The organism is Streptacidiphilus albus JL83 (assembly GCF_000744705.1).
In the GTDB taxonomy this organism is placed as follows: domain Bacteria; phylum Actinomycetota; class Actinomycetes; order Streptomycetales; family Streptomycetaceae; genus Streptacidiphilus; species Streptacidiphilus albus.
The window spans coordinates 7299976-7320678 of record NZ_JQML01000001.1 but is presented as its reverse complement, the minus strand read 5'-3'; the positions used below and the strand labels follow the sequence as shown (position 1 = coordinate 7320678).

The 20703-nt window shown below is 69.8% G+C and carries 24 protein-coding genes; 8 read left to right on the top strand and 16 right to left on the bottom strand.

Features of this window, described 5'->3' with window-relative positions; translation table 11 throughout:
- Positions 1–73: 73 nt before the first annotated feature.
- The 7 genes from BS75_RS47115 to BS75_RS32070 all read right to left on the bottom strand — a co-directional run bounded on the left by BS75_RS47115 (position 74) and on the right by BS75_RS32070 (position 5301).
- Positions 74–250: an FxLD family lanthipeptide gene (locus BS75_RS47115; protein WP_081982787.1), complete on the bottom strand. Its 177-nt coding sequence runs from the start codon at positions 248–250 to the stop codon at positions 74–76.
- 162 nt (positions 251–412) lie between these two features.
- Positions 413–1663, bottom strand: a complete 1251-nt coding sequence (gene fxlM, locus BS75_RS32095; protein ID WP_034090744.1) for a methyltransferase, FxLD system — start codon at positions 1661–1663, stop codon at positions 413–415.
- Positions 1664–1783: 120 nt separating this feature from the next.
- Positions 1784–2380, bottom strand: a complete 597-nt coding sequence (locus BS75_RS32090) for a DUF6624 domain-containing protein (protein ID WP_052069898.1) — start codon at positions 2378–2380, stop codon at positions 1784–1786.
- Between the two features lie 65 nt (positions 2381–2445).
- Complete coding sequence (locus BS75_RS32085; protein ID WP_042440166.1) at positions 2446–3270, bottom strand: SAM-dependent methyltransferase; 825 nt, start codon at positions 3268–3270, stop codon at positions 2446–2448.
- 59 nt (positions 3271–3329) lie between these two features.
- On the bottom strand, positions 3330–4022 hold the full coding sequence (locus BS75_RS45065; protein WP_052069897.1) for an ATP-binding protein: 693 nt from the start codon (positions 4020–4022) through the stop codon (positions 3330–3332).
- Complete coding sequence (locus BS75_RS45060; RefSeq protein ID WP_052069895.1) at positions 4019–4483, bottom strand: ATP-binding protein; 465 nt, start codon at positions 4481–4483, stop codon at positions 4019–4021. The genes BS75_RS45065 and BS75_RS45060 overlap by 4 nt, the downstream gene beginning before the upstream one ends.
- On the bottom strand, positions 4480–5301 hold the full coding sequence (locus BS75_RS32070) for a TauD/TfdA family dioxygenase (protein ID WP_052069893.1): 822 nt from the start codon (positions 5299–5301) through the stop codon (positions 4480–4482). Before BS75_RS32070 ends, BS75_RS45060 begins: the two co-directional genes overlap by 4 nt.
- Before the next feature lie 159 nt (positions 5302–5460).
- Between BS75_RS32070 and BS75_RS32065 the strand changes: the two genes are divergently transcribed.
- The 7 genes from BS75_RS32065 to BS75_RS32040 all read left to right on the top strand — a co-directional run bounded on the left by BS75_RS32065 (position 5461) and on the right by BS75_RS32040 (position 12321).
- The gene (locus BS75_RS32065) at positions 5461–5913 is read left to right on the top strand and encodes an NUDIX hydrolase (protein WP_231607953.1); all 453 of its coding nucleotides are present in this window, start codon (positions 5461–5463) and stop codon (positions 5911–5913) included.
- A gap of 6 nt (positions 5914–5919) precedes the next feature.
- Complete coding sequence (locus tag BS75_RS45670) at positions 5920–7071, top strand: helix-turn-helix domain-containing protein (RefSeq protein ID WP_197091973.1); 1152 nt, start codon at positions 5920–5922, stop codon at positions 7069–7071.
- Between the two features lie 375 nt (positions 7072–7446).
- Entirely contained in the window at positions 7447–8079 is a 633-nt protein-coding gene (locus tag BS75_RS50820; RefSeq protein WP_152646214.1) for a hypothetical protein, read from the top strand.
- A gap of 30 nt (positions 8080–8109) precedes the next feature.
- The gene (locus BS75_RS50815; RefSeq protein ID WP_152646215.1) at positions 8110–8838 is read left to right on the top strand and encodes a hypothetical protein; all 729 of its coding nucleotides are present in this window, start codon (positions 8110–8112) and stop codon (positions 8836–8838) included.
- A gap of 33 nt (positions 8839–8871) precedes the next feature.
- On the top strand, positions 8872–9774 hold the full coding sequence (locus tag BS75_RS32050) for a phosphotransferase family protein (RefSeq protein ID WP_034090743.1): 903 nt from the start codon (positions 8872–8874) through the stop codon (positions 9772–9774).
- A gap of 108 nt (positions 9775–9882) precedes the next feature.
- Complete coding sequence (locus BS75_RS51675; protein WP_267970537.1) at positions 9883–10008, top strand: hypothetical protein; 126 nt, start codon at positions 9883–9885, stop codon at positions 10006–10008.
- Between the two features lie 996 nt (positions 10009–11004).
- Positions 11005–12321, top strand: coding sequence for a hypothetical protein (locus BS75_RS32040; RefSeq protein ID WP_034090741.1), 1317 nt, complete (start codon positions 11005–11007; stop codon positions 12319–12321).
- Between the two features lies 1 nt (position 12322).
- Here the strand turns inward: BS75_RS32040 and BS75_RS32035 are convergent, their stop codons facing one another.
- From BS75_RS32035 to BS75_RS32020, 4 genes are all read right to left on the bottom strand, one after another.
- On the bottom strand, positions 12323–13354 hold the full coding sequence (locus tag BS75_RS32035; protein ID WP_174515089.1) for an NAD-dependent epimerase/dehydratase family protein: 1032 nt from the start codon (positions 13352–13354) through the stop codon (positions 12323–12325).
- A gap of 126 nt (positions 13355–13480) precedes the next feature.
- Entirely contained in the window at positions 13481–14332 is an 852-nt protein-coding gene (locus BS75_RS32030) for a helix-turn-helix domain-containing protein (protein ID WP_034090740.1), read from the bottom strand.
- A 16-nt stretch (positions 14333–14348) separates the two neighbouring features.
- Positions 14349–14879 carry a DUF6879 family protein gene (locus tag BS75_RS32025; RefSeq protein WP_034090739.1) on the bottom strand — a complete coding sequence of 177 codons (531 nt, stop codon included), beginning with the start codon at positions 14877–14879 and terminating at the stop codon, positions 14349–14351.
- Positions 14854–15114 carry a hypothetical protein gene (locus BS75_RS32020; RefSeq protein WP_034090738.1) on the bottom strand — a complete coding sequence of 87 codons (261 nt, stop codon included), beginning with the start codon at positions 15112–15114 and terminating at the stop codon, positions 14854–14856. Before BS75_RS32020 ends, BS75_RS32025 begins: the two co-directional genes overlap by 26 nt.
- A gap of 245 nt (positions 15115–15359) precedes the next feature.
- Between BS75_RS32020 and BS75_RS32015 the strand changes: the two genes are divergently transcribed.
- Positions 15360–16679, top strand: a complete 1320-nt coding sequence (locus BS75_RS32015) for a helix-turn-helix transcriptional regulator (RefSeq protein ID WP_034090737.1) — start codon at positions 15360–15362, stop codon at positions 16677–16679.
- Positions 16680–16988: 309 nt separating this feature from the next.
- Here BS75_RS32015 and BS75_RS32010 read toward each other — a convergent pair whose 3' ends face one another.
- The 5 genes from BS75_RS32010 to BS75_RS31990 all read right to left on the bottom strand — a co-directional run bounded on the left by BS75_RS32010 (position 16989) and on the right by BS75_RS31990 (position 20598).
- Complete coding sequence (locus BS75_RS32010) at positions 16989–17801, bottom strand: ExeA family protein (RefSeq protein WP_034087041.1); 813 nt, start codon at positions 17799–17801, stop codon at positions 16989–16991.
- Positions 17798–18004, bottom strand: coding sequence for a hypothetical protein (locus BS75_RS32005; RefSeq protein WP_034087040.1), 207 nt, complete (start codon positions 18002–18004; stop codon positions 17798–17800). The genes BS75_RS32010 and BS75_RS32005 overlap by 4 nt, the downstream gene beginning before the upstream one ends.
- Positions 17994–19445, bottom strand: coding sequence for a DDE-type integrase/transposase/recombinase (locus BS75_RS32000; protein ID WP_231607952.1), 1452 nt, complete (start codon positions 19443–19445; stop codon positions 17994–17996). Before BS75_RS32000 ends, BS75_RS32005 begins: the two co-directional genes overlap by 11 nt.
- Positions 19446–19541: 96 nt before the next feature.
- On the bottom strand, positions 19542–19958 hold the full coding sequence (locus BS75_RS31995) for a hypothetical protein (RefSeq protein ID WP_197091886.1): 417 nt from the start codon (positions 19956–19958) through the stop codon (positions 19542–19544).
- 382 nt (positions 19959–20340) lie between these two features.
- Entirely contained in the window at positions 20341–20598 is a 258-nt protein-coding gene (locus tag BS75_RS31990) for a GntR family transcriptional regulator (protein ID WP_052069890.1), read from the bottom strand.
- Positions 20599–20703 lie beyond the last annotated feature (105 nt).

The window sequence follows — 20703 nt, the reverse complement described above, 5'->3', positions numbered from 1 at the left end:
GCCTCCTGGGTTGGTGAGCGAGGGCCGCCGGGCGCCCCCTCTGTGAGGAGGAGACGCCCGGCTGCTGCCGAGGTCAGACGGCGCTGATGCAGGTCGACTTCTCGCAGGTCGAGCCGCAGTTGTCGTCGGTCATCGAGACCAGGTGGGCCGGGTCGAGGACCTCGACGACGCTGACGTCCAGGTCGTCGAAGTCGTCGCTCGCGGCGCCGGTCCGGATGGCCGGTTCGAGGGTCGCGGTGCTGGGTGCCATGGCGGGTACCTCCTGAGAGTTGGGACTCGAGTTGTGCATGGCCCGACGACGACCACGGACTCGTCGCTGCCGGGGGATCGTGGTCCGGCGACCAGAGGGCCGGAGGGGCGGGTCAAAAAGCACAGCATCATCACGACGGCAGCCCCCAAGCGGTTGCTCCGCTCACTGCCGGCTCAGGACCATGCGGGTGTTCCGGCGGTTGACGACCCGGCCAGCGGCGAGGTTCCCGTCCGGGGTGCCGGCACGGTAGGCCCGGATCACCGGCTCCGGTCCCGTGCGGAGGTCACGGTCCCACAGCCGTACCTCGTCGGCCAGCGCCTCGGCCAGGGTCCGGCCGTTCGGTCCGTGCCCCCACGCGACCAGTTCGTACGTTCGTTCCAGGTCGGGCCGCGGGTGCAGGGCGACATAGGCGATGGAGTCCTGGTCCCAGGTGGCGGCGTCGCCTAGGCCGACCGTCCATCCCATCGTGCTGGGCTTGGCGTAGTCGCCGACGTGGACGAAGTGGCCGAAGGTGTCCAGTGCGACGGCGAGCCACATGTCCATGTGCGGCAGGGCGTCCTCACCGGCTCCCAGGAGTACTGCGGTGGGCAGCTGGTGCGCCTCCGTGGACAGAGCGGCGGTCAGCGTGTGGGCGTCGGCGGGTTGCCCGTCGTCGATGACCAGTTGGGCGTCCTGGCCGAGCTCGATCCGACGCGGCGGGTTCGCGCCCTCGCCCTGCATGTTCACGAAGCCGCACTGGAGCCGTTCGGTGGTGATCCAGTGGTCGCCCTGCGGCTCGAACGTGAATGATCGGGACAGGCCGCGCACCGTGAGCGGGACGACCAGTCGCCCGCCGGGCTTGAGCTGGTCCAGCCATGCGGTGGCCAGGTCGGGGGCCTGGACGGTCACGATGATCGCGTCGAACGGCGCGCCTTGGGGGGCGCCGTGTTCGCCGTCGCCCAAGATGACGTTGACGTTCCGCACCCCGGCGTTGTCGAGCGCTTCGCGCACTGCCTGGGCCATGTCCGGGAGGATCTCGACGCTGTCCACACGCCCCGCCGCGCCGGCTGGGTCGTCCTGTCCGACCAGGGCGGAGCAGTAGGCGCTGTTGACTCCGGTCGCGGTGCCGATCTCCAGCACCCGGTGGCCCGGCCGTAGCCGGGCCTGCTCCAGCATCCTGGCCACCAGCCACGGGGCGGAGGCCGAGCTGATGCACCGGCCGTTCTCGTCCCATCGCAGCCGGACCACGTCGTGGCTGTTGTAGACGTCCGTCAGCGCGACCCCGGGCAGGAAGAGTTCCCGAGGCACGGCGCGCATCACCGCCTCGACCTCCGGGGTGCGGATCGCGTGATTGTCGAGGAGCGTGTCGACCATGCGGTCGCGCAGTTCCCCGGCCGAGGCCGTATCGGTGGCGGCATCAACAGGTGCGGTCATCAGGTAACTCCTGGATCGGTTCTTGGGAAGTCGTACGGGCCGCCAGACAGCGGCTGTCGGCATCACGCCACCGCGGTATTCGTCCCGTCGACACCTCCCTGCTCAACACGCTGCTGGGGCTCACCGGTGACCTCCCGATGTCCTCGGCTCCACCGGCGGCAGGGCTGCCAGGCCCCGGGCCGGGCCGGTCGAGGTGCGCTCCAGCGCGTCGAGGTACTCACGGTGCGGTCCAAGTCCGACCGTGGCGCGGCGCTCGTCCAGATGCTCCGGATCGCGCACCGCGCGCAGCGCCACTCCTCCTTCGCGCAGGTAGCAAGCGGTGCCGTAGATCTGTGGCTCGGCCTGGTTCAGGGCACAGCGGTCGACGAGGTAGGCCCAGCGCACCGGCGAGTCCCGTTGGTCCGCGACTGCTTCGGCCAGCAGGTCGCGGCAGCGCTGCTGCAGGAGGGGGTCGCGGTCCGCGCGCAGGGCGATCTCTGTGGCCGCCCGGGACGCGGCGGTGCCCATGTGGACTTCGCTCGGCCATCCGTGCTGGTCGAGGTAGCGGCGCAGGGCGTCGGTGTTGGACTGGTCGGCGGCCTTGACCGCAGCCGGGGTGTGCTCGAAGGAGGGTGCGGCCAGGAGGCCCCGCCGCAGGTCCCGCGCAGCTCCGGCCCTGGTGACGAGGTCTTCGACCGCCTCTGTCGCCAGGGTGAGGTGCTGCGTGTTCGGAACCATGGGTCGTGTCCTCCTCAAGGTGCGATCGGGTGGCGCGTCGGTGTGCTGTCGGGTTCGTGTGGTGGTCAGGGCATGCGGCCCACGCCGCCGACGCAGGAGACCGATGCATCGGAGGGAAGGCGGCCCAGACCCTCGGGCTGCCACTGGGAGACGACGGTCAGGCCGGGGGGCAGCAGCTCCAGGCCAGTGAAGAAGTGCGCGACCTCGTCGGCACTGCGGACCTGGAGGGGTATGTCGAACTCGGCGTTGTAGAGCCGTTCGATCTCGTTCCACTGGGAGTCGAAGTCGGCCGTGACGTGGCTCAGCACGAGGTAGCTCTGGCGCGGCAGGGCCGCCAGGAGCTGCTTGACGATCGCCTGGGGCTGGAGGTCGTCCGGTAGGAAGTGAAGGATGGCGCCCAAGATCAGAGCCACCGGAAGCGCGGGGTCCAGCACCTCCCACAGTTGCGGGTCGTTCAGGATGGTCTCGGGGTGCCGTAGGTCGGCGTCCACGTAGGCGGTGCGCCCCAAGGCGGTGGTGCTGGTGAGCAGGGCGCGCGCGTGCACGAGCACCATGGGGTCGTTGTCCACGTAGACGACGCGGGCGTGGGGGTCGATGCCCTGAGCGACCTCGTGGATGGCGGGGCTTGTGGGGATCCCGGTGCCGATGTCGAGGAACTGGCGCACTCCGCTGCCGGCCAGCTGTTTTACGGCGCGCAGGAGGAAGTCGCGGTTGGCGCGGGCCGTGGTGGAGATGGTCGGGAAGGTCTCGCTGACCTTCTGTGCTGCCTCGCGGTCCGCGGGGAAGTTGTCCTTGCCTCCGAGGTAGACGTCGTATACCCGGGCAGGGTGGGCAACATCGGTCCGCAGGGCCACGGAGGGGAAGGGCTGCTGCTGTGGGTCGTTCATCATGGTCGGCTCCAACGGGGCAAGAACGGGAGGTATATGAGCGTCGGCGGTGCGAACGGTCCTTAGCCGTCGGCTCCGACGGTGACGCTGGCGGCAACCCGCCGATTGACCAGCGCCTGCGGATCGCGCGGCGGGTGGTCGGGAACAGGGACCCTGCGGTGGCCCCGAGCCCGGGCGACGCGCACCAGGGCGGCCAGACGGGCCCGTTCGCCGACGAGCCGGTGCAGGCCGACCTCGAACCACACGAACTTGCCTCTGGGGTTGGGTTCCCAGCCCCATGCGAGAGAAAGGGCTTCCAGGACATCAAGGCCCCGGCAGCCTGCGGTGTCGCTGGTCATGTCGAGGCTCGGCAGAGCCGTCGAGTAGTCGCTGACCTGTACGCGCAGCCTCTGGTAGCGCATCCAGGTCACCGTCACCTCCACGGGCCCGTTCGTGTGGTCGACGGCGTTGGAGACAACTTCGTGGGTGCACAGGGCCAGGTCGGCCGTGATCTCTTCGTCCAGTTGCAGGTTCCACTGCGCGACGAGGTCGGTGATCCGCGCGATGCGTTCGTGCGGGCCCTGGCCTCGGTCAACAGGGAAGGTGTCGTGCCGTACCTCGCGCATCGGTCGTCCCTCGTTTGCCGGCCGGACGGCCGGTGTGCGGTCGCTGGAGCAGGTGTTCGTGCCGTCGCTGCCCGCCCGCGTGCCGAGCGGGGGCGGCCCGGGGGGATCTGCGGTCAGGTGGGTGGGGCGCCGGTCGGCGCGCTGGCTCACGCACACGCCAGTTCCTCCTGCCGGTGCGCGGCCTGCGAGGTGGTGCGCAGTTCCTCGGGGAGGGCAGCCGCTACCAGGACCCAGGTCCGTTTGCCAGAACCCGATTCGAGGGTGACGCCCCACTTGTGGCCAAGGACGGCGAGCAGCCGCAGCCCGCGCCCGTTCTCGTCACCGTCCCGGGCCCTGCGGGGCAAGGGCATCCGCTGGTTGCCGTCCGCTACCTCGACGTATACACCGGTGGCGGCAGCCACTGCCCTGGCCTCGAAGCAGCGCCGGGCACGGCCGCGTCCGTGCTGAACGGCGTTGGTGGCCAGTTCGCAGGCCAGCAGCACGGCCGTGTCCACCGCGTCGGCCTCGAAGCCCGCCTCGTCGAGTGCGGTGCGGATCTGGTGGCGCACATGGGCGATCGACTCGGGCTGGAATCCGTAGACACCCTCCCACAACACGCAGTTGGGGATCATCTCCAGGCACCTCCGCCGACTAGAGCAGGCGCTTCGGTCGGTTCGGCGGCGAGTGCCGACCCGACGGAGAAGCCGGCGGGCAGGGTGAGGCCGACCTGTGGGTCGCCCAGGGCCCGGTACGCCACCCGTCCACCTCCGAACGCGGTGCGGGCGTGCAACCAGCGGTAGTTGTCAAGGAGGTACGCCTGCCCCGCACGCAACGGCAGGGCGTGCCGGTGGCGGTCGATCGCCGCGCGCAGTGCCGGAAGGTACGGCTCGACGCGGGGGTGAAACCGGGCCAGCTCGTCCAGCCGCAGACGGACCTGTATCCGCTCGCCGCCCGGGTGGGCGAACACGGGGGAGAAGGTGCCGCTTCCGGTGCCGAACAGCCCCGCGCGGTCCTCGGCCAGCACCTCGACAGCGTCCGGGTGGCCCGCCAACAGATCGTCGTACACCGCACGGCCGTCGACCAGAACACACGCACCGCCGCTGTCCGCAGCGCGCGCCAGTGCCAGCAGCATCAGCCTCGGCGGCACCGGTAGCGCCGACCCCTCGGTGTGTGGAAAGAGTTCCGCACTGGACAGTCCGGCGAAGCCGGGCCTGTCCTGGTGGCGGCCGGTGTCGCGGATGACAGTCAGCCCATCGGGGTCACTGTCGCGGTGGCGGTTGACCTTCATGAGCACCCGGGCCAGCCCGAGGACCTGCTCGCGGCGCTCCAGCCCGTCCATCGTGACCAGACCCTGCTCCGTCAGCTGTGCCGAGATCCGGGCCCGCACCGCAGGACGCCGTGGATCCGCGAGGTGGTCGCGGAAGAGAGCCGAGGGGCTGGAGTTGGGCATGGCTCTCCTCCGAGTACGGACCGAGTGGAAGTCACCACTGTCCGATCGCGACCCGCGATCCGTACAGTGACAGATTGTCAAACTCACAAATAGGGCAAACGGATGGGGCAACGAGTGCCCGCGTGCTACGTTCGCGCTGCCGCCACCTGCCGTCGGACCGTGAAGGGCACCATGGACCAGCCGTACATCCCGCCCCGACACCCCGTGTCGGTCAAGGGCGTCGTCCTCGACTCCCAAGACCGCGTCCTGCTGCTGCGCAACGAACGCGCCGAGTGGGAGCTGCCCGGCGGTCGGCTGGAGGTCGGCGAGAAGCCCGAGGACTGCGTGGCGCGCGAGGTCTCCGAGGAGAGCGGCTGGCAGGTGGAGGCCGGCCCGCTGCTGTCGGTATGGGTCTACGAGCCCATCCCGAACCGGCACGTCCTGATCGTCACCTACGGCTGCCGCAACCGGAGCGCCGACAGCACCCCGGTGCTCAGCGCGGAGCACAACGACATCGGCCTGTTCACCCGGGAAGAGGTCCCCGGCCTGGTCATGCCCCAGAGCTACAAGGACTCCGTCGCCGCCTGGTTCCAGCACCTGGACCATACGGGCGTCTCCCTCAGCCGGGACTGAGCAGCGGTGCCTCCGGCCAGCGGGATCAATACGGCGTTGATGTGGCGCTGGGCCACCCCACAGGCCCAGCAGGTGCTCGCCACCCGTGACCTGGCGGAGATCTTGCGTCACCACCGGCGCGTGCACGGCTGGAGCCAGGGCCGTCTGGGCGCGCACCTGGGCTACGACACCTCGTACATCTCCCTGCTGGAGACCGGTCGGCGCACTCTCGACGACGTGGCCTCGCGCCGCCGGATCGCCCAAGAGCTGGGACTGCCCCCGCACGTCCTTGGCGTCACCGACTCCGCAGACTCTGACCACACCGCGATGCTCCAGTTCGGCACCAGCGTCGTACGCCTGGCCGAGAAGGCCCGCCAGAGCGGGCACGCCACCGCCGCCGTGGACGAGCTCTGGCCCTTGGTGGCCCGGCTGGAAGCCCGCGTCGCCGACGGCCACACTGAGCGGGAAGTCCTGACACTGCTGGCCCACGCCCGCGTCGGCCTTGGAGCCGCACTGGGGCACATCCTGCCCGAGGAGCGACTGCCGACCGCGGCCCGCTGGACCGGCAAGGGCCTGGCCATCGCCCGCCACCTGGATGACCCGGCTTTCCACTCGTACGCACTGCGGATGCACGGCAACGAGCTGCGCAAGGCCGGTCTGCGGGCCGCAGCCGTCGACCGCCTGAGCCAGTCCCTCGCCACCGCCAGCACCCCGCAGGACCGGGCCGCCTCCCTGGCGCTCCTTGCCCGCGCCGCCGGCGAGGCCCGGCAGGGCGACCTGTTCGACTCCACCGTGCTCGACAACCAGCGGCTGCTCGACACCGTCGAGCACACCTCGCTGGTCAACCCGTTCTCCCTGCACGAGATCCGGTTGCGCGGCCTGCTGGCCACCGGCCGACTCGACCGCGCCGGCGCTCTCGTCGACCAGGCTCCAGCCGCGGGCATGCGCAGCACCCCGCAGTGGCGCGTGATAGAGCACGTCACCGCCGGACGCGTCCTGCTGGTCCAAGGAGCACAGGCTGCCGCCCAGACTCGGCTGGTCACCGCAGTGGATGAAGCCTTCGCCCACCATCTGCCCCACCAGATCCAGCGGGTGCTGCGCACCCCGGGTATCCCGGCAGACGTCCGCGACCACGCCGGCAGCTGCTTGCGGCAGCTGCGAGAGGCGATGGCAGCGTAATCCACCGGCGAGACGGCCGCTGAGGTCGGCACGCACACCCCCGATCGGGACAGCCGATCGCCGAACTCCGTTACGGGCTAACGACATTGGCTGATTCATGGTCTCTCCTTCCCGGGCGTGGACGGGTCCGATGGGTTCCTTCGAGCCCCTGGCCTGCCGTTGAGCGCCGTCCACCGCCATGGCGGGCGGCGTCTGCCAGAGTCGCTGGGGTAGATGTGCGCCACAACCGTGAGAATCCACCGGTGCGTCAGAAACCGTGAGAACTATCGGTTTCTCTTGCCGTGTCCTCGTCAGATGTCACGGTTTTCGGTACAGCGGACGACGCGGCTCACTACGATCACCAACCATCCGATAGCCGAAGCAGGCGGGTGGGCCATGGCAGCAGGGCAACACCGTCCCTCGTGTGCGGCCCGCCAGCGCGCCCGTGCCCGGGTCGAGGGATGGGGTATCCAGCAGGTCGTCGATTCCATCACCGGGTGCTGCGGTGTCAGTCCCCTGCGCGCCCAACGCCTCGCGCGAGGCTGGACTCTGGAGCAGGCCGCCGAGCGGCTGCGGGCCCTGGTCGCCGACCAGATCCATGGTCCCCGGGCGGACAGCGACCAGTTGAGACTGTGGGAGACCCACCCCACCCGCCGACCGCAGGCCCGCACTATCGACCTGCTCTGCCGCCTGTACGAGACCGACGCCCAGCACCTCGGCATGGCCGGCGACTACCGCAGCCAAGCCGCCCCTGCTCCCGACCGCCGCCTGGTCCCCACCAAGCTCAGAGCGTCCCACGAACCGGTTCCCGTGACGGCCGGAGATCCTTTCGACCAGCTCGTCGAAAGTGCCCGCCGAGCCGTGGACCGCACCCTCGTTGCGGCGACCGTCTCGGCCGCCCAACTGGACCTGCTCGACCAGCGCGTGCTGTGGCACCGCCACCAGTACATGACCACGGCTCCGCGGACTATGCTGGAGCTGCTGCTTGCCGACCTCGCCGAAGTCCACGAACTGGCCGCCGAGCGCTAACCCGCCACCTACCAGGTCCGCCTGTCCGAGATGACTGCCGTTCTGAGCACCCTGGTGGCCGATGCCCTCATGAAACTGGGCAGGCTGCGCCAGGCCCATGGCTGGTACGGCACCGCCCGCACCGCCGCAGACGACAGCGGCAACATGACCCTGCGGGCGCGCGTGCGTGTCCAGGCCGCCATGCTCCCCTACTACTACGGCCCCCTGGACGCTGCTGTCGCCCTGGCCCGCGAGGCCGGGCATCTCACCCGAGGCAGGCCCTCGCCCACCGCCGCCTTCGCCGCAGCTGCCCTGGCCCGCGCCCTCGCCCAGCGCGGCGATGCCCCCGGCGCGGCCCAAGCCATCCACCATGCCCGCCAGCTCCTGGAGCACTGCGATGCCGGCAGCGACCAGGACGCCTGGGCCTTCCCGCCCCGTCGGCTCCTGCTCTACATCAGCGGTGCCCACACCGCCCTCGGGCAGACCCGCCAAGCCCGCGACGCCCAAGCGCAGGCCCTCGCCCTGTACCCCGACCACACCGGCATCGACCCGGCGCTGCTCCACCTGGAGGCCGCGATCTGCCTGGCCACCGAACGCTCCCCCGGCGAAGCGTGCCAGCTCGCCGCCGCCACCTACCTCCAGGTACCCGGCGATCACCGCACGCCCATCCTTAGCGCCCGCGCCCGCCACGTGATCGAGGCCATCCCGCCCGCGATGCGCACCTCCCGGCCGGTCCGCGAACTCGGCGAGATCCTGGCCCTGCCGCCCGGCCCCGTGTGACAAGCCCCCGCCCAGTCGGCGACTCTGGTGCCCATGACCGCCCCAGCGCCGACTCCCGGCGGCTACACCACGCCCGAGATGCACGACGCCCTGCGCTGCCTGTGCGCCGCAGCCAACCTCGACCCAGCCGGCTCCACCCTGATGCGAGGCCAGACCAACGCCGTACTCCGCCTCGCCAGCGAACCCGTCGTCATCAAGATCGCCCGACGGGGCACGAGCTACGCCCGCGTCCGCCAGACCGTCGGCCTCGTCCAGTGGCTCACCGCCCAGAACTTCCCCACCGTGCCTCTGCACCCCATCGAGCAACCCGTCGTCGTCGACCAGTACATCGGCACCTTCTACACCTACCTGCCCCAACCTCAGGACCCCGTGCCGACCGTCGACCTCGCCCACCCGCTGCGCGCGCTGCACGCCGCCGGACTTCCGCCCACCCCTCTGCCGAATCTCGACGCCGTCGCCGCAATCAAGTACTCGCTCAGCGCCGCCGTCACCCTCCCCACCGCCGACCACCGCTTCCTGGCCAAGCGCATCGACCAGCTGGCCTCCGATCTCGCCGCCCTGCGCTACGACCTTCGCCCCGCGGTCCTGCACGGCGACCCGCAGCACGGCAACGCCCTGCACCACACCGGTGGCGCCGTGCTCTGCGACTGGGACAGCGCTGTCCTCGGCCAGCCCGAATGGGATCTGGTCACCATAGAGATCCATACCCGCCGGTTCGGCCACGGCAGCGACTCCTACGCTGCCTTCGCCAAGGCGTACGGCTACGACATCACGTCCTGGTCGGGGTACCGCACCCTCTGCGACTTGCGTGAGCTTCGTATGATCAGCACCAACGCCCGTAAATCCGCTCATGAGCCCGCCAAGATGAGCGAGGTCGTCAGGCGAATCGACGGACTCCGCCAGCAGGACGTCACGCTGGTTTGGCAGATCATGTAGCGGCTGCGGCGCATGGCGCGTCCCGCGACACCAGTGCGGGTTCATGCCTGACCACCCAAGTCCTCATCGCCGAAGTCCGGCGACCACAGTCCAGCGGAGAACTGCGGGGTGCGCAGCTGGACCCCGGGCGTCAGCAAGGAGGAGCGCAACGCCCCGGGGGCGAGCTGGGGAAACGGCGACGGGGTGCTGCTGGCGGGGACCGCCGTGCTGCTCGGTTCTCGTTGCGGGAAGTAGGGGGCGGGTGTCACCGGCTTTCTCCTGACCGACGAAGGGTGGATGGGGCGGATGGTTCCGCTGCCCGGCCCGGCGTGGGGGGTACCTGGCAGGCCGGGCAGCGGGTCTTGGGGTGTCCAACTTGGGCAGGCGGCCGGATTGCACGAGGCTCGGCCCTCCAGGGGCACGGGAGCCATTCGAGCCGCTCCCGTGCCTACGCGGAAGGGCCGACCCTCAGCGGTGCGTCAGGGTGGCTGCGGGGTTCTCGGCCGAAGAGGCGGTCGAGGTCGTCGGCCAGGACATAGCCCAGGCGGTCTGTCAACGGCACCTGCCCGATGGGGCGGCCGGTCTGGCCCGAGGCGACGAAACCGGGTATGCAGGGCGGGTCGGCCAACGGACCCGTCCTCGACTCGACCATGCGCATGCCAGTTCTCCTGGTAGGGATCTGCGACGGATTCGAGGAACAGCGGTGCAATCAGGCGCTCAGCGGCAGATCCGGAGTAGACACCGCGGGCCAAGCGGTGGCCGCTGGGTCGCAGGGACCGGGTCGGCCAACCAGGATTCCCAGCAGCGCCACCAGTACACCGGCGCTGACGATCCATGCTCCTCCGAGCAGGACCGCGACCGGATCCGGGGCGGCGTGCCGACCTCGCGTCCGTTCTCGGTTCGGTAACCGGGCCCTGGCGATCATGGCTCTCCTGCTTCCGTTAGGCGGCTTGGGTACCCCGCGCGGACTGCGGTGTGCCGCATCCAACGTGGCGGTTCAGCTGATGTGACCTCAACTAACTTGCACGCTCTTCCACTCGAATCACCTGTCCGGGTGGAGGGCACTAACGTGGCAGCGGAGGCAAGCCACAGCCAGGCCATATCGCCGGACAGATCCAGCTCGTTCGGGTGGCTGGCGGACACGAGCGGACACTTCACGGACATCTGGATCAAAAGCGTGGGCTCCGGCCGTTCTTCGGGGTATTCAAGAGGCAGGGCGGGTGCCGTCCTGCCTGACGAAGGGACAAGCGCATGGAGGACCACCGCACGCTGCTCTCCCTACTCTCAAGGCAGTTACGGATCTCCGCCTATGCCGACTTCGTGATCGAGTTCAATGCGAAGGCGGCGGCACTCACCGCCTCGACCGGGGACAGCCGGTACCGCTCCGAGCGCGTCGACGAACGACGTTGGCGCCGATGGAAGAACGGCGAAGTCTCCACCGCGCAGGGCGCGGCCGGCCGAATCCTTGAAGAGATCTTCGACAGATCCGTCTCCGAGCTGCTCGCTCCGCCACCCCCGGACGATGCCCAGCCAGCACCACAGATCGACGAGAGCGAACTCCTGATGACCGCACATGAAGCGGCAGACCGCGCAGGCGACTTCGCGTCGCACCGAATCTCCCCGATAGACCTGGAACAGATCCAGGACCACATGACCCGCCTGGCCCGTTCCTACGGGACACAGCCGCCGGTCACTGTCTACCGGGAAGCACGCCGCCTCCATACCCAGATCACTGCCAGGCTCGACCAGACAGCCGTCCCGGCCCAGACCCAGGACCTGCACTTCGCCGCCGGGGTCACGTCCGCATTGCTGTCTCAGGTGTGCTTCGACCTCGGCTCCCGCGCGGCTGCCGCCACACTGGCCCGCGCGTCGCGGATGCACGGCGAGGTCATCGGTCATGCCCCGCTCCAGGCGTTCGCAGACTGCACCCTTGCCCTGCTCGCCTACTGGGACGGGTATCCCGAGCAGGCCGTCCGCATCATTCAAAGGGCGCAGACGTATCCGCTCGGTGGGGCCGGCGCGATCCGGCGCGCGTCCATCGCAGCCAGGGCATACGCCCACGTCGGCGACGAGGCCAGCGCCAGACGCGAACTCACGGCGGCTGCCGAAGCCGACCGTGCTCACCGGGACGACCTCCATGACGGGTTGGCAGGAGAGTTCGCCTTCCCCGAGCACCGGCGCTTGCTCTCGGCGGGCAGCGCCCTGCTAGCTATCGGTGATGCCCAGGCTGCGGCGGACACCTCCGGCGAGGCCCTGGCCGTCGTCTGGGCGATGACGGCTGAGCAGCGTCCGCACAAGGTCCTCGGCGAGGCCGCCGCCGACCAGGCCCTGGCCCGGCTGCGGCTCGGTGACCTCGACGGCGCGGCGGAGTCCCTGGAGACGGTCTTCCGCGTCCCCGCCGAGGTACGCGTCGACGGTCTGATCCAGCGCATCGTCCCCGTCCGCATCGCACTCAGCCAGTCCCCGTACCGGGGCAGCCCGCCAGCGCGGGCGATGGCCGCTCAGCTGGAGGACTTCGCATTGGACAGCGTCCCCACGCTGGTCGGCGGGCCGCCGGCCATCGCCTGACTCAGGCCCCCATCGCAGCCAGAAGCCGCTGCTCCTTGTCGGGGTCCAGTCCGTGGTCGGCCGCCCGGGGATGGGGCACCGGGCGACCGTCCGCGCTCAGCCACGCCCAGGTGTCGCGGACAGTGTCTTCCAACGGCCGCGACTGGAAACCAGCCTCGACCGCGCTGGAGGCGTCCACCTGCCACACCCCGGCGTGGGTGCGCCACAGGGGCAGCTCCGTCCACTGCCGCACGCCCTGCTCGACCAGGAAGTCATCCGGCGCCCACACCAGCTCGCCACGGCTGCCGGTGATGTCGAGGCAGCTGGCCAGGAACGAGCCCATGGTGTCCCGGCCGATCGGGGCGGCCAGATTGTGGACGGCGGGGCCGCTGCTTGCGGCCTGATCCAGCAGGAACTGGGCGACATCGCGCACGTCGATCGGCTGAATCGTCTGTCCTGGATTCCCCGGGGCGAGGATCGGACCACCCAGGGCTGCACGATGAAGCCAGTAGGGCAGTCGGCCGACGTACTCGCCTGGGCCCAGAATGACCCCCGGGCGCAGGATCGCGGACCGGTCCGCGCCGAACGCGGCCAACACCGCGCGCTCGGCCCCGGCCTTCTGCCGGCCGTAGTGAAGGTTCGGCCCTGGCGCCCCCGCTGGCATCCGCCCGTATTCCTCATCCGCGTCCGCCGGTCCATCCAGGATCAGCGAATCGGCAGTCAGCCGCTCGTCCGGCCAGCCCGCGTACACCGACACCGTCGATACATAGACGTATCGGGAAGTGCGGTCCGCCAGGAGCTGGGTGCCGAGGAGCACGTCACGCGGGGCCATCTCCGAGGCGGAGGTGTCCACGACCGCGTCCCAAGGGCCCTGCGCAGCCAGGGAGTCGAGATCCCCCCTGTCCGTTCGGTCGCCACGCCACGCCCTCACTCCGGGTACGTCGGCGCCGGACCGGCCCCGGTTAAAGGTCGTGACCTGCCAACCGCGCAGGAGCGCACCCTCCACCACGGCCTTGCCCAAGAACCAGGTTCCGCCCATCACCAGAATCCTCATGGCCCCGATCTTGCCCGGTCGTTCACTACCCCCGCTACCACGTACCGAACCGCTCGTGGCTGGCCAAGGGTCGTGAGAGCTGTCCGGACGAGTGCGCGTGCTGCGCGGGAATGCCGGTCACTTGACTCATTCCAGGCTGCCCAACGCCTGCTGGATCAGAGTGCGGGCCGCAGGACCGTAGACGGCCATGCCTCCAAGTTCCAGGAATGCACGCTCGTACAAGCGGATCTCTTGCGAGGAAGCCACGTTGATCTCTGCCGACAGGGTCTCGACGACGACCCTGCTGTTGTCGAAGAGGTAGAACGCCTCCAGGGGCCACATGATCCTTCGGTCTGCCGTGAAGGGGATGACACCCAGTGCCACAGACGGCAGGCTCGCCACCGCAAGAAGGTGTTCGAGCTGTTCGACCATCGCGTCCCTGCCGCAGAGCCGGTATCGCAGGACTGTCTCTTCGAGCAGCACCACAAACCGGCGACCACCCTCGTATAGAAGTTGGGCCCGCTCCCCGCGTGATGCCACCGCTTCGTCGATGTCGTCCGGGATGTCCTCGAAGCGGACGAACGTCTCGAACATGGCCCGGGTGTACGCCGCGGTCTGGAAGAAGCCCGGCACCACGTTGGAGCAGTACACGCGCTCGACTCGGGCTTCTTCGCTCAGAGTGAGAGTGGTCTCCTGGATATGCCGGAGCCCGGACCGCTGCCGCCGTCGCCATTCCACGTACAACTGGTCCGCCTGCCTGTTGGCCGCGATCAGGCTGGCCGCCTGACCAGGCTGATCGCATGCCTCACACCAGGCCCGGATGTCGGTGTCCGACGGTGGGACCTTCCCGTGTTCCATCCGGGACGTCTTCGCCGCGCTCCAGCCGCACCGGAGCGAGACCTCGTGGGCGCTGAGGCCGGCGTCTCTGCGCAGATCCCGCAGGGCGAGGGCAATCCGGTCGCGGGCGGCCTGCGCGCCGGAGTGTGGGGAGCGTGCCATGAGTTGGTCGACCGGTTCAGCGGACCTGGTACTCCTCGTGAGGCGTTGCCCGGTCCCATACGGCCTCGAAGGCGGCGGTGCACATCTTGATCAGCTCGGGCTCATGACGCAGCTCGGTCGCCGGATCAGCCAGATCCCCATAGCCGGTCCAATGGTTGAACAAGACGCTGTGGTGGTCCAGCACCCAGAAGTCGTTGCCGGGAAGGCAGAGGTCGGATGCCTTGGCCCGGGGGAGCCAGCGGACGAGCTCCCCCACTGCCAGGTTCGTCTCGGTGATCCGGTGGAGCCATCGCGTGTAGTCGGTGACGGGCTCGGAGACAATGCGGGCCCGGCGCAGGACGACGCCGCGCGCGATAGCGTCCCTGGCGATCGTCGTCCAGGGACGCCATCCCTCGGCATCGGGGTTGGTGTCGGCCTGCCCCGTGCGCTTCCAGAGGTCGAGTTCTTGGAGTTCTTCGGCCACGCCGTAGGCGTCGCGCATCTCCAGGTGGAGTGCTTGGACGCGGGCGGTCTGGAAGAACTCAGGCCACTCGAAGCCGCTCGACATCGTCACAAGCCTTCCGCAGGGCCGGCACCATGCGCGCCGGGATGATGATGACCTCCTCACCCTCGGGGATTCCGGCCGCGTGGTCGGGCGCCGGGGTCGCGGTGACCTGGCGGCGCATGTCCTCGCTGGCCTTCCACCCCTGGATGACGATGTCGTTGGTGGCGGGGTCGACCCACACCGTCGGCGATCCCGTTCCCTTGGTGTCGGGGTCGATTCCTATGAAGCGTATGGCCATGATTCCTCCTCGGTCCAAGGTCTTCCACGGTCTTGCAGGCTTTCACTCACCGGTGGACGCTCATCTAAGGCATGTAGCCGCCGCAGGCGAAGGGAGTTGCGCGGTCGAGTTCGTGCAGTGAGCGCCGCCCTTCGATCAGTGAACGACAACTTCCGCACGGCTAACAGTCGTTGTGTGTAGTCCCGGTGTAGTCCCGGGGCTCCGACCTCTACCGTGGACAGCGCGGCCGATGATGGGATTGGCAAGTGGACGACACGATTCGCCACCCGCTCACCTACGCACGGCGGCAGGAAGGCTGGTCCCAGGACGACCTGGCCCTCCGAGTCAGACGCGCTGCGGTGCTTCGCGGTCGCCGGTCGGGCACGGACCGCCAGCGGGTGTGGAAGTGGGAGACCAGACGTGCTGTCCCCGACGCCGAGTCCCAGCTGCTCCTTGCCGATGCTTTCGGTGTCCTAGAGCAGGAGGTGGAGCGGTTCGGGTGGCCCGGGTGGCTGCCGGGCCGTGAGACGCCCCTTCCTCTGGGCTCGGCCTACACAATCAAGGCACTACGAGAGGCGCACCGAACTGTGCTGGATCGCAGAGCATTCGTCGCATACACCGGGGCGGCCGTCGTCGGGCTCGCCTCGCAGTGGGCCACCCTGGAGCCAGATCGGCTTCGCGGGGCGCTGGACGGCCGGAACGTGGACACGACGCTCGTGGACTGGCTTGAGCAGACCAGCGCGGACCTGTCGGCGATGCCGACCGAGCAGCGGCAGCACACCGCGCAGCTGCTGGACGCACACCTGGCAACGGTCACGGACCTGATCGAAGGACGCCGGTACGACAAGGCAACCGAGATCCGACTTCACCGGCTCGCGGCCACCCTCGGGATCACGAACGGGTGGTATCGGTTCGATCAACAGCAGCACGCGTCTGCCAGTCGCCTGTGGGACGCGGCGCTGCGCAGCGCTCACGACTCCGGGAGCGTGGACCTCGGAGCCGGGATCGTGTCGGACTTCGCGTATCAGGCGACGTGGCTCGGGAGCCCGCAGACGGCCGCCGACCTCCTCGGGCACGCTCTGAGCCGGGCCCGGCACCCCACCGCCCGGTCCCTTCTCCACCTGCGACAAGCCCGCGCTTACGCTGCCCTGGGCCAGCAGTCGGCCTGCTACCGCAGTCTCCGGGGATCGGAACGAGAGCTGGAGAGGCCATCGTCCGACGAGGCACCGGCCTGGTGCTCGTGGATGTCGGAAGCCGACCTGGCGGTGGACCACGGGGGCTGCCTGATGGACCTGGGGCGGTTCGAGGAGGCCCATGAGCGGATTAGCGAAGGCGTCGCCCTCCTACCCAGCGCGCGAGACAAGACCAAGAGCGTCTTCCTGGTGTACCAGGCCCGTGGACTTCTCCAGAGGGGCGAAGTCGACGAAGCTCTGTCCGTCACCGCCGAGTCCTGGGACCTGGCCAATCGAATCGGGGCGCAACGCTGCCTGACCCTGGTGCACGATTTGGCCCCGAGATTCCACAAGTTCAGGCAGCTCGCTGAAGTCCGGGACCTGCTGGAGCGGGTAGGCGCCAACGCCGCCTGATACGAGGCCGTTGACGGGGTCTCGGATCTACTGGAGCGCATCCGAGCTGTGGCGGCCTGTCAGCTGGCCTTTGCGCCCGGCCGCCTCCAGGACGGAGAGGCGGCTGCGCAGTTCCTCGATCTCCTCGCACAGCGCCTGGTGCGCGTCGGGGTTAAGGCACGCCGAGGCGAAGATGTCGCCCCCGACGCCTGTTGAGCGACGTTCGTTGTGGTGATGACGGCGTCATTGGTTTTGGTGCTGGGCAGCGACGGGAAGGGCCGGTCCGACGGAGTCGGACCGGCCCTTGTGTTCATGTCGCCGCGGTGATGCTCACTCTGTCGTGACTTCGGCGACAGCGGCGCGTGCTGACGCCTCGTCGACGATGGTCTTGTTCTGGACGAAGACGTCGAGCAGGGCCTGGACGGCAAGATTGTTGACCGCGCGGGGCAGTCCGCGCCCGGTGGTGTGGATCAGTTGGACGGCGTCATCGGAGAACAGCGGGTCGGACCGGCCGGCCAGGGCGAGGTGGTGTTTGAGGTAGCTGCCGGTCTCCTCGCCGGTCATCGGGGGCATCGCGAACCGCAGCGCGATCCGCTGGTCCAGCGCGGCCATGGTGCCCATCTTGATTCTCCTGCGCAGGGTGGGCTGGCCGATCAGCAGGCAGGCGAACGGCGACGCGGAGTCCATGTCCTGGTTGGTGAGCATCCGCACCGACTCCAACTGGTCGTGGCTCAGCAGGTGGGCCTCGTCGAGCACCAGGACGGGGACGCGGCCGCGCTCGGCGCGTTCGGTGGCCAGCGCGTCGGCGGCCTGCGGGATCAGCGCGGCAGTATGCGGGTGCGGGCTGCCGCCCAGCGCGGAGACGATCGCGCGGTGGATCCCGCGCGAGCCCACGGCGGGGTTGCCCAGGTAGATGACCTGATGGCGGACCGGGTCCAGAGCTGCCAGGGCGGCGCGGACAGCGACGGTCTTGCCCGCGCCGACCTCCCCGGTGACCACCCCGATCGCGCGCTCCGCGACCGCCCAGCTGATCCGGGCCACCGCCTCAGCATGCGCGCCGTGACGGTGCAGAGCCCCAGGGGCCAGGCTCTTGCCGAACGGCATCTTGGTGAAGCCGAAGTACTGCTGCAGGCGCTCGATCACCGCGTCACCTGCGCGTTCGCGGCCCGCTGCAGGGCGTCGGCCCGGTCGAACAGGGCGAAGGCCAGACGCGCGGCGGTGAACACGGCCTGGTCGGCCAACTCGGTGTCACGGAGCTTCGCGCGCTGGCAGACACGGTCGGCCAGGTCCAGCGCCCGAGTCGACAGCTCCCAGGCCCGGTCCAGTGCTTGCAGGTCAACCGGCACGGTGATCCCCTTCGCTGTCGCTGTCGCTGTCGCTGTCGCTGTCGCTGTCGCTGTCGCTGTCGCTGTCGCTGTCTTCGTGGAGGAGGGCCTTGTAGTTGATGCGTCCGGCGAGTTGTTCCTGGTGGGCGGCGTCCAGCAGGGCGAGGTAGTTGACCCCGGTCGCGGCGGCGGGCTGTTCGGGTGGGAGTTCGGGGCGGGCCTTGGGGTGGGAGTGGCGGCGGATCTCGAAGGGCGTCGCGGCGCCGAAGCTGCGGCTCCCGTGGCGGACCTCGATGTTCTCCAGGTCGAAGGGGTCGAAGACCAGCTCGACCTTGCGTCCCGCCAGAGCGGGTTCGACCTGGTAGGAGTTGGACTGCAGGCGCACGGTCGCAGTCTTGGACACGTTGCGCCACTCGGACCACAAGAACGCCTCCCGCAGCAGGTCCGGATGCGGCAGCCGCGGGCCCTGGCCCTTCTCCCAGCCCTCCTGCCAGCGGGCGAGTGGTCCTTGACCGGTCTCGGAGTGCTTGCGCGGGTGGTACTCGGTCTCCACCCAGGCCGTGAACTTCCGGTTCATCTCCGCCAATGCCGCTGCGGCCTGGTCGGCGGGCCGGTCGGCCAGGTCTGCGGTCTCGATCAGGAACTGGCCCCGAACCGTGCGGAAATAGCGTTCGATCTTGCCCCGGCCCTCCGGTCGACCGGGTCGCGAGTGGACCAGCTTGACCCCCAGGACAGCGCAGGCCCGCATCAGCCAGGAGTCCACGAACGGCGACCCGTTGTCCAGATAGACCCCTTCGGGGACACCCCGGGACGCCAACGCGGGACGAAGCGCGACCGCCAGGCGCACGGTGTCCTCAACGAAGCCGAACCGGGCCGCCATCACCGCCCGGGAGTGGTCGTCCAGGAACGCGAACAGGATCGTCTTGCGCCCGGCGACCAGCGGTCCGTGCAATGCGTCACCGACCCACAGCTCGTTCGGGCGCGAGGCCTCGAACCGGCCGAAGACCTCCTTCGGCCGGTCCTGGCCGAGCTGGTCCAGGCCCAGGCGCACGAAGTGCCGCTGCAAGGTGCGCTCCGAGGGCGCCCACCCCGAGTGCGCCCGCAGCACCCGCGCGACCTGCACCGCCGTGCGCCCGGGGTTCTCCCGCTTCAAGCCCGCCGCCAACTCCAGCACCTCGGCCGGCGTCCTGGCCGCGACCCGCATCGCGTTCGGGACCAGCGCCTCGAAGCCGCCCACCCGCCAGGAGCGGATCCACCGGTCCAAGGTGCCCCGCGCCACCTGCACCGGCTCCCCGTCCAGGCCGACATGGGTCAACGCGGCGATCTCGCGCACCAGCACTCCGCGCTGCTTGGCCGACAGCGCCGGGTCCAGCGCGTCCTGGACCACCCCGTAACGGAACAGACCCACCAGGCGGGCCCGCTCCGCGCGCTTGCGCATCTCTTCCTCGTACTGCGATGCCACCGGCACCGACCTCCCCTTGAGCACCAAGCCGGGCCGGCGACCGAAGGCGGCCGCCAGTCCCGGCCCACCACCCTCGCCCGCCCCACCGGCCCCGCATCAGGGGCGACTCGCGTTGATCGACGATCTTGGCCAGCCCGGTGCCAGCAGCCGCCCGCCCGACAACGCCGACGCCACCTGCCACGGCGACAAGGCGACCATCTCCGGCCACCTGGCGGTGACCGCGCCCGCCGCAGCAAGCACCGCCGCGACCCCGTCCGCGAACAGCGCGCCCCTCGGATCGGGCAGCACCGGATCCGAAGGCGCGACCTGCACCAACAGCACTGTGAACACCTCACGCACCACCCCGGCCCGGCCGGCGAACCGGCGCAACCAGCCCCGCACCGTCTGATCGGGAAGCCCCAGCCCGGCCGCGATCACCCGATGCCCGCTCCCAGCCGCCCGCGCCACCAGCGCCGCCCCGATCACCACCGCCGCGTCAGCACGCCGAAGCAGCACCGTGACCGGCAGCAACACATGCGTAGCCCCGCACTGCGGGCAGCGCGACCGACGCGGCCTCAACTCCAGCCGCAGCCCCCGCAGATCCCGCACCGACCGCCGCCCGGACCAACCCCACGGACGCAGCCCCGCACCGCACCCCGGACACGCGATCCGGCCCGCCGACAACCGCATCTCGACCCGAACCGGCGATACCTCTACCGTGACCACAGCGCCTCCGAGCGCGATGCGGCCCTCCCGGACTACTCGGCCAAGAGATCACCGGGAGGGCCGCGCCCATGTTCAACCATGAGCACGCTGTCGCCGCACACGACGAAGGGCAACCCCCCCGGGCTGCCCTCTCCCACATCACCACGACCCTGACGCGAACCCGCTCACCCATCACCACAACGAACGTCGCTCAACAGACGCCCGGGTCGCGGACGAAGGTGCCGCGCCCCTGGACGGAGTAGATGAGGCCCTCGTCACGAAGCTCGCGCATCGCGCTGCGAACGGTCATCGGGGCGACGCCAAATCTGAGCACCAGGGTGGATGCCGAGGGGAGCTGGTCGCCGGGGTGGTGGGTGCCGGTGAGAATCTCCCTGCGCAGCCTGTCCGCGATCCTCTTGTAAGGAGGGCGCTCGTCTGGTGCGGGGTGGTAGAGGCGGGGTACGGCCATCGGGTGAGTTCCCCTTCATGCGGGTGCGGGTCGTCATGCCGGAACAGCCGAGCGGCCAGGCACGGTGCCGAGTCGGGGACAGCGGCGATGTTGTGCGCCGCGCCA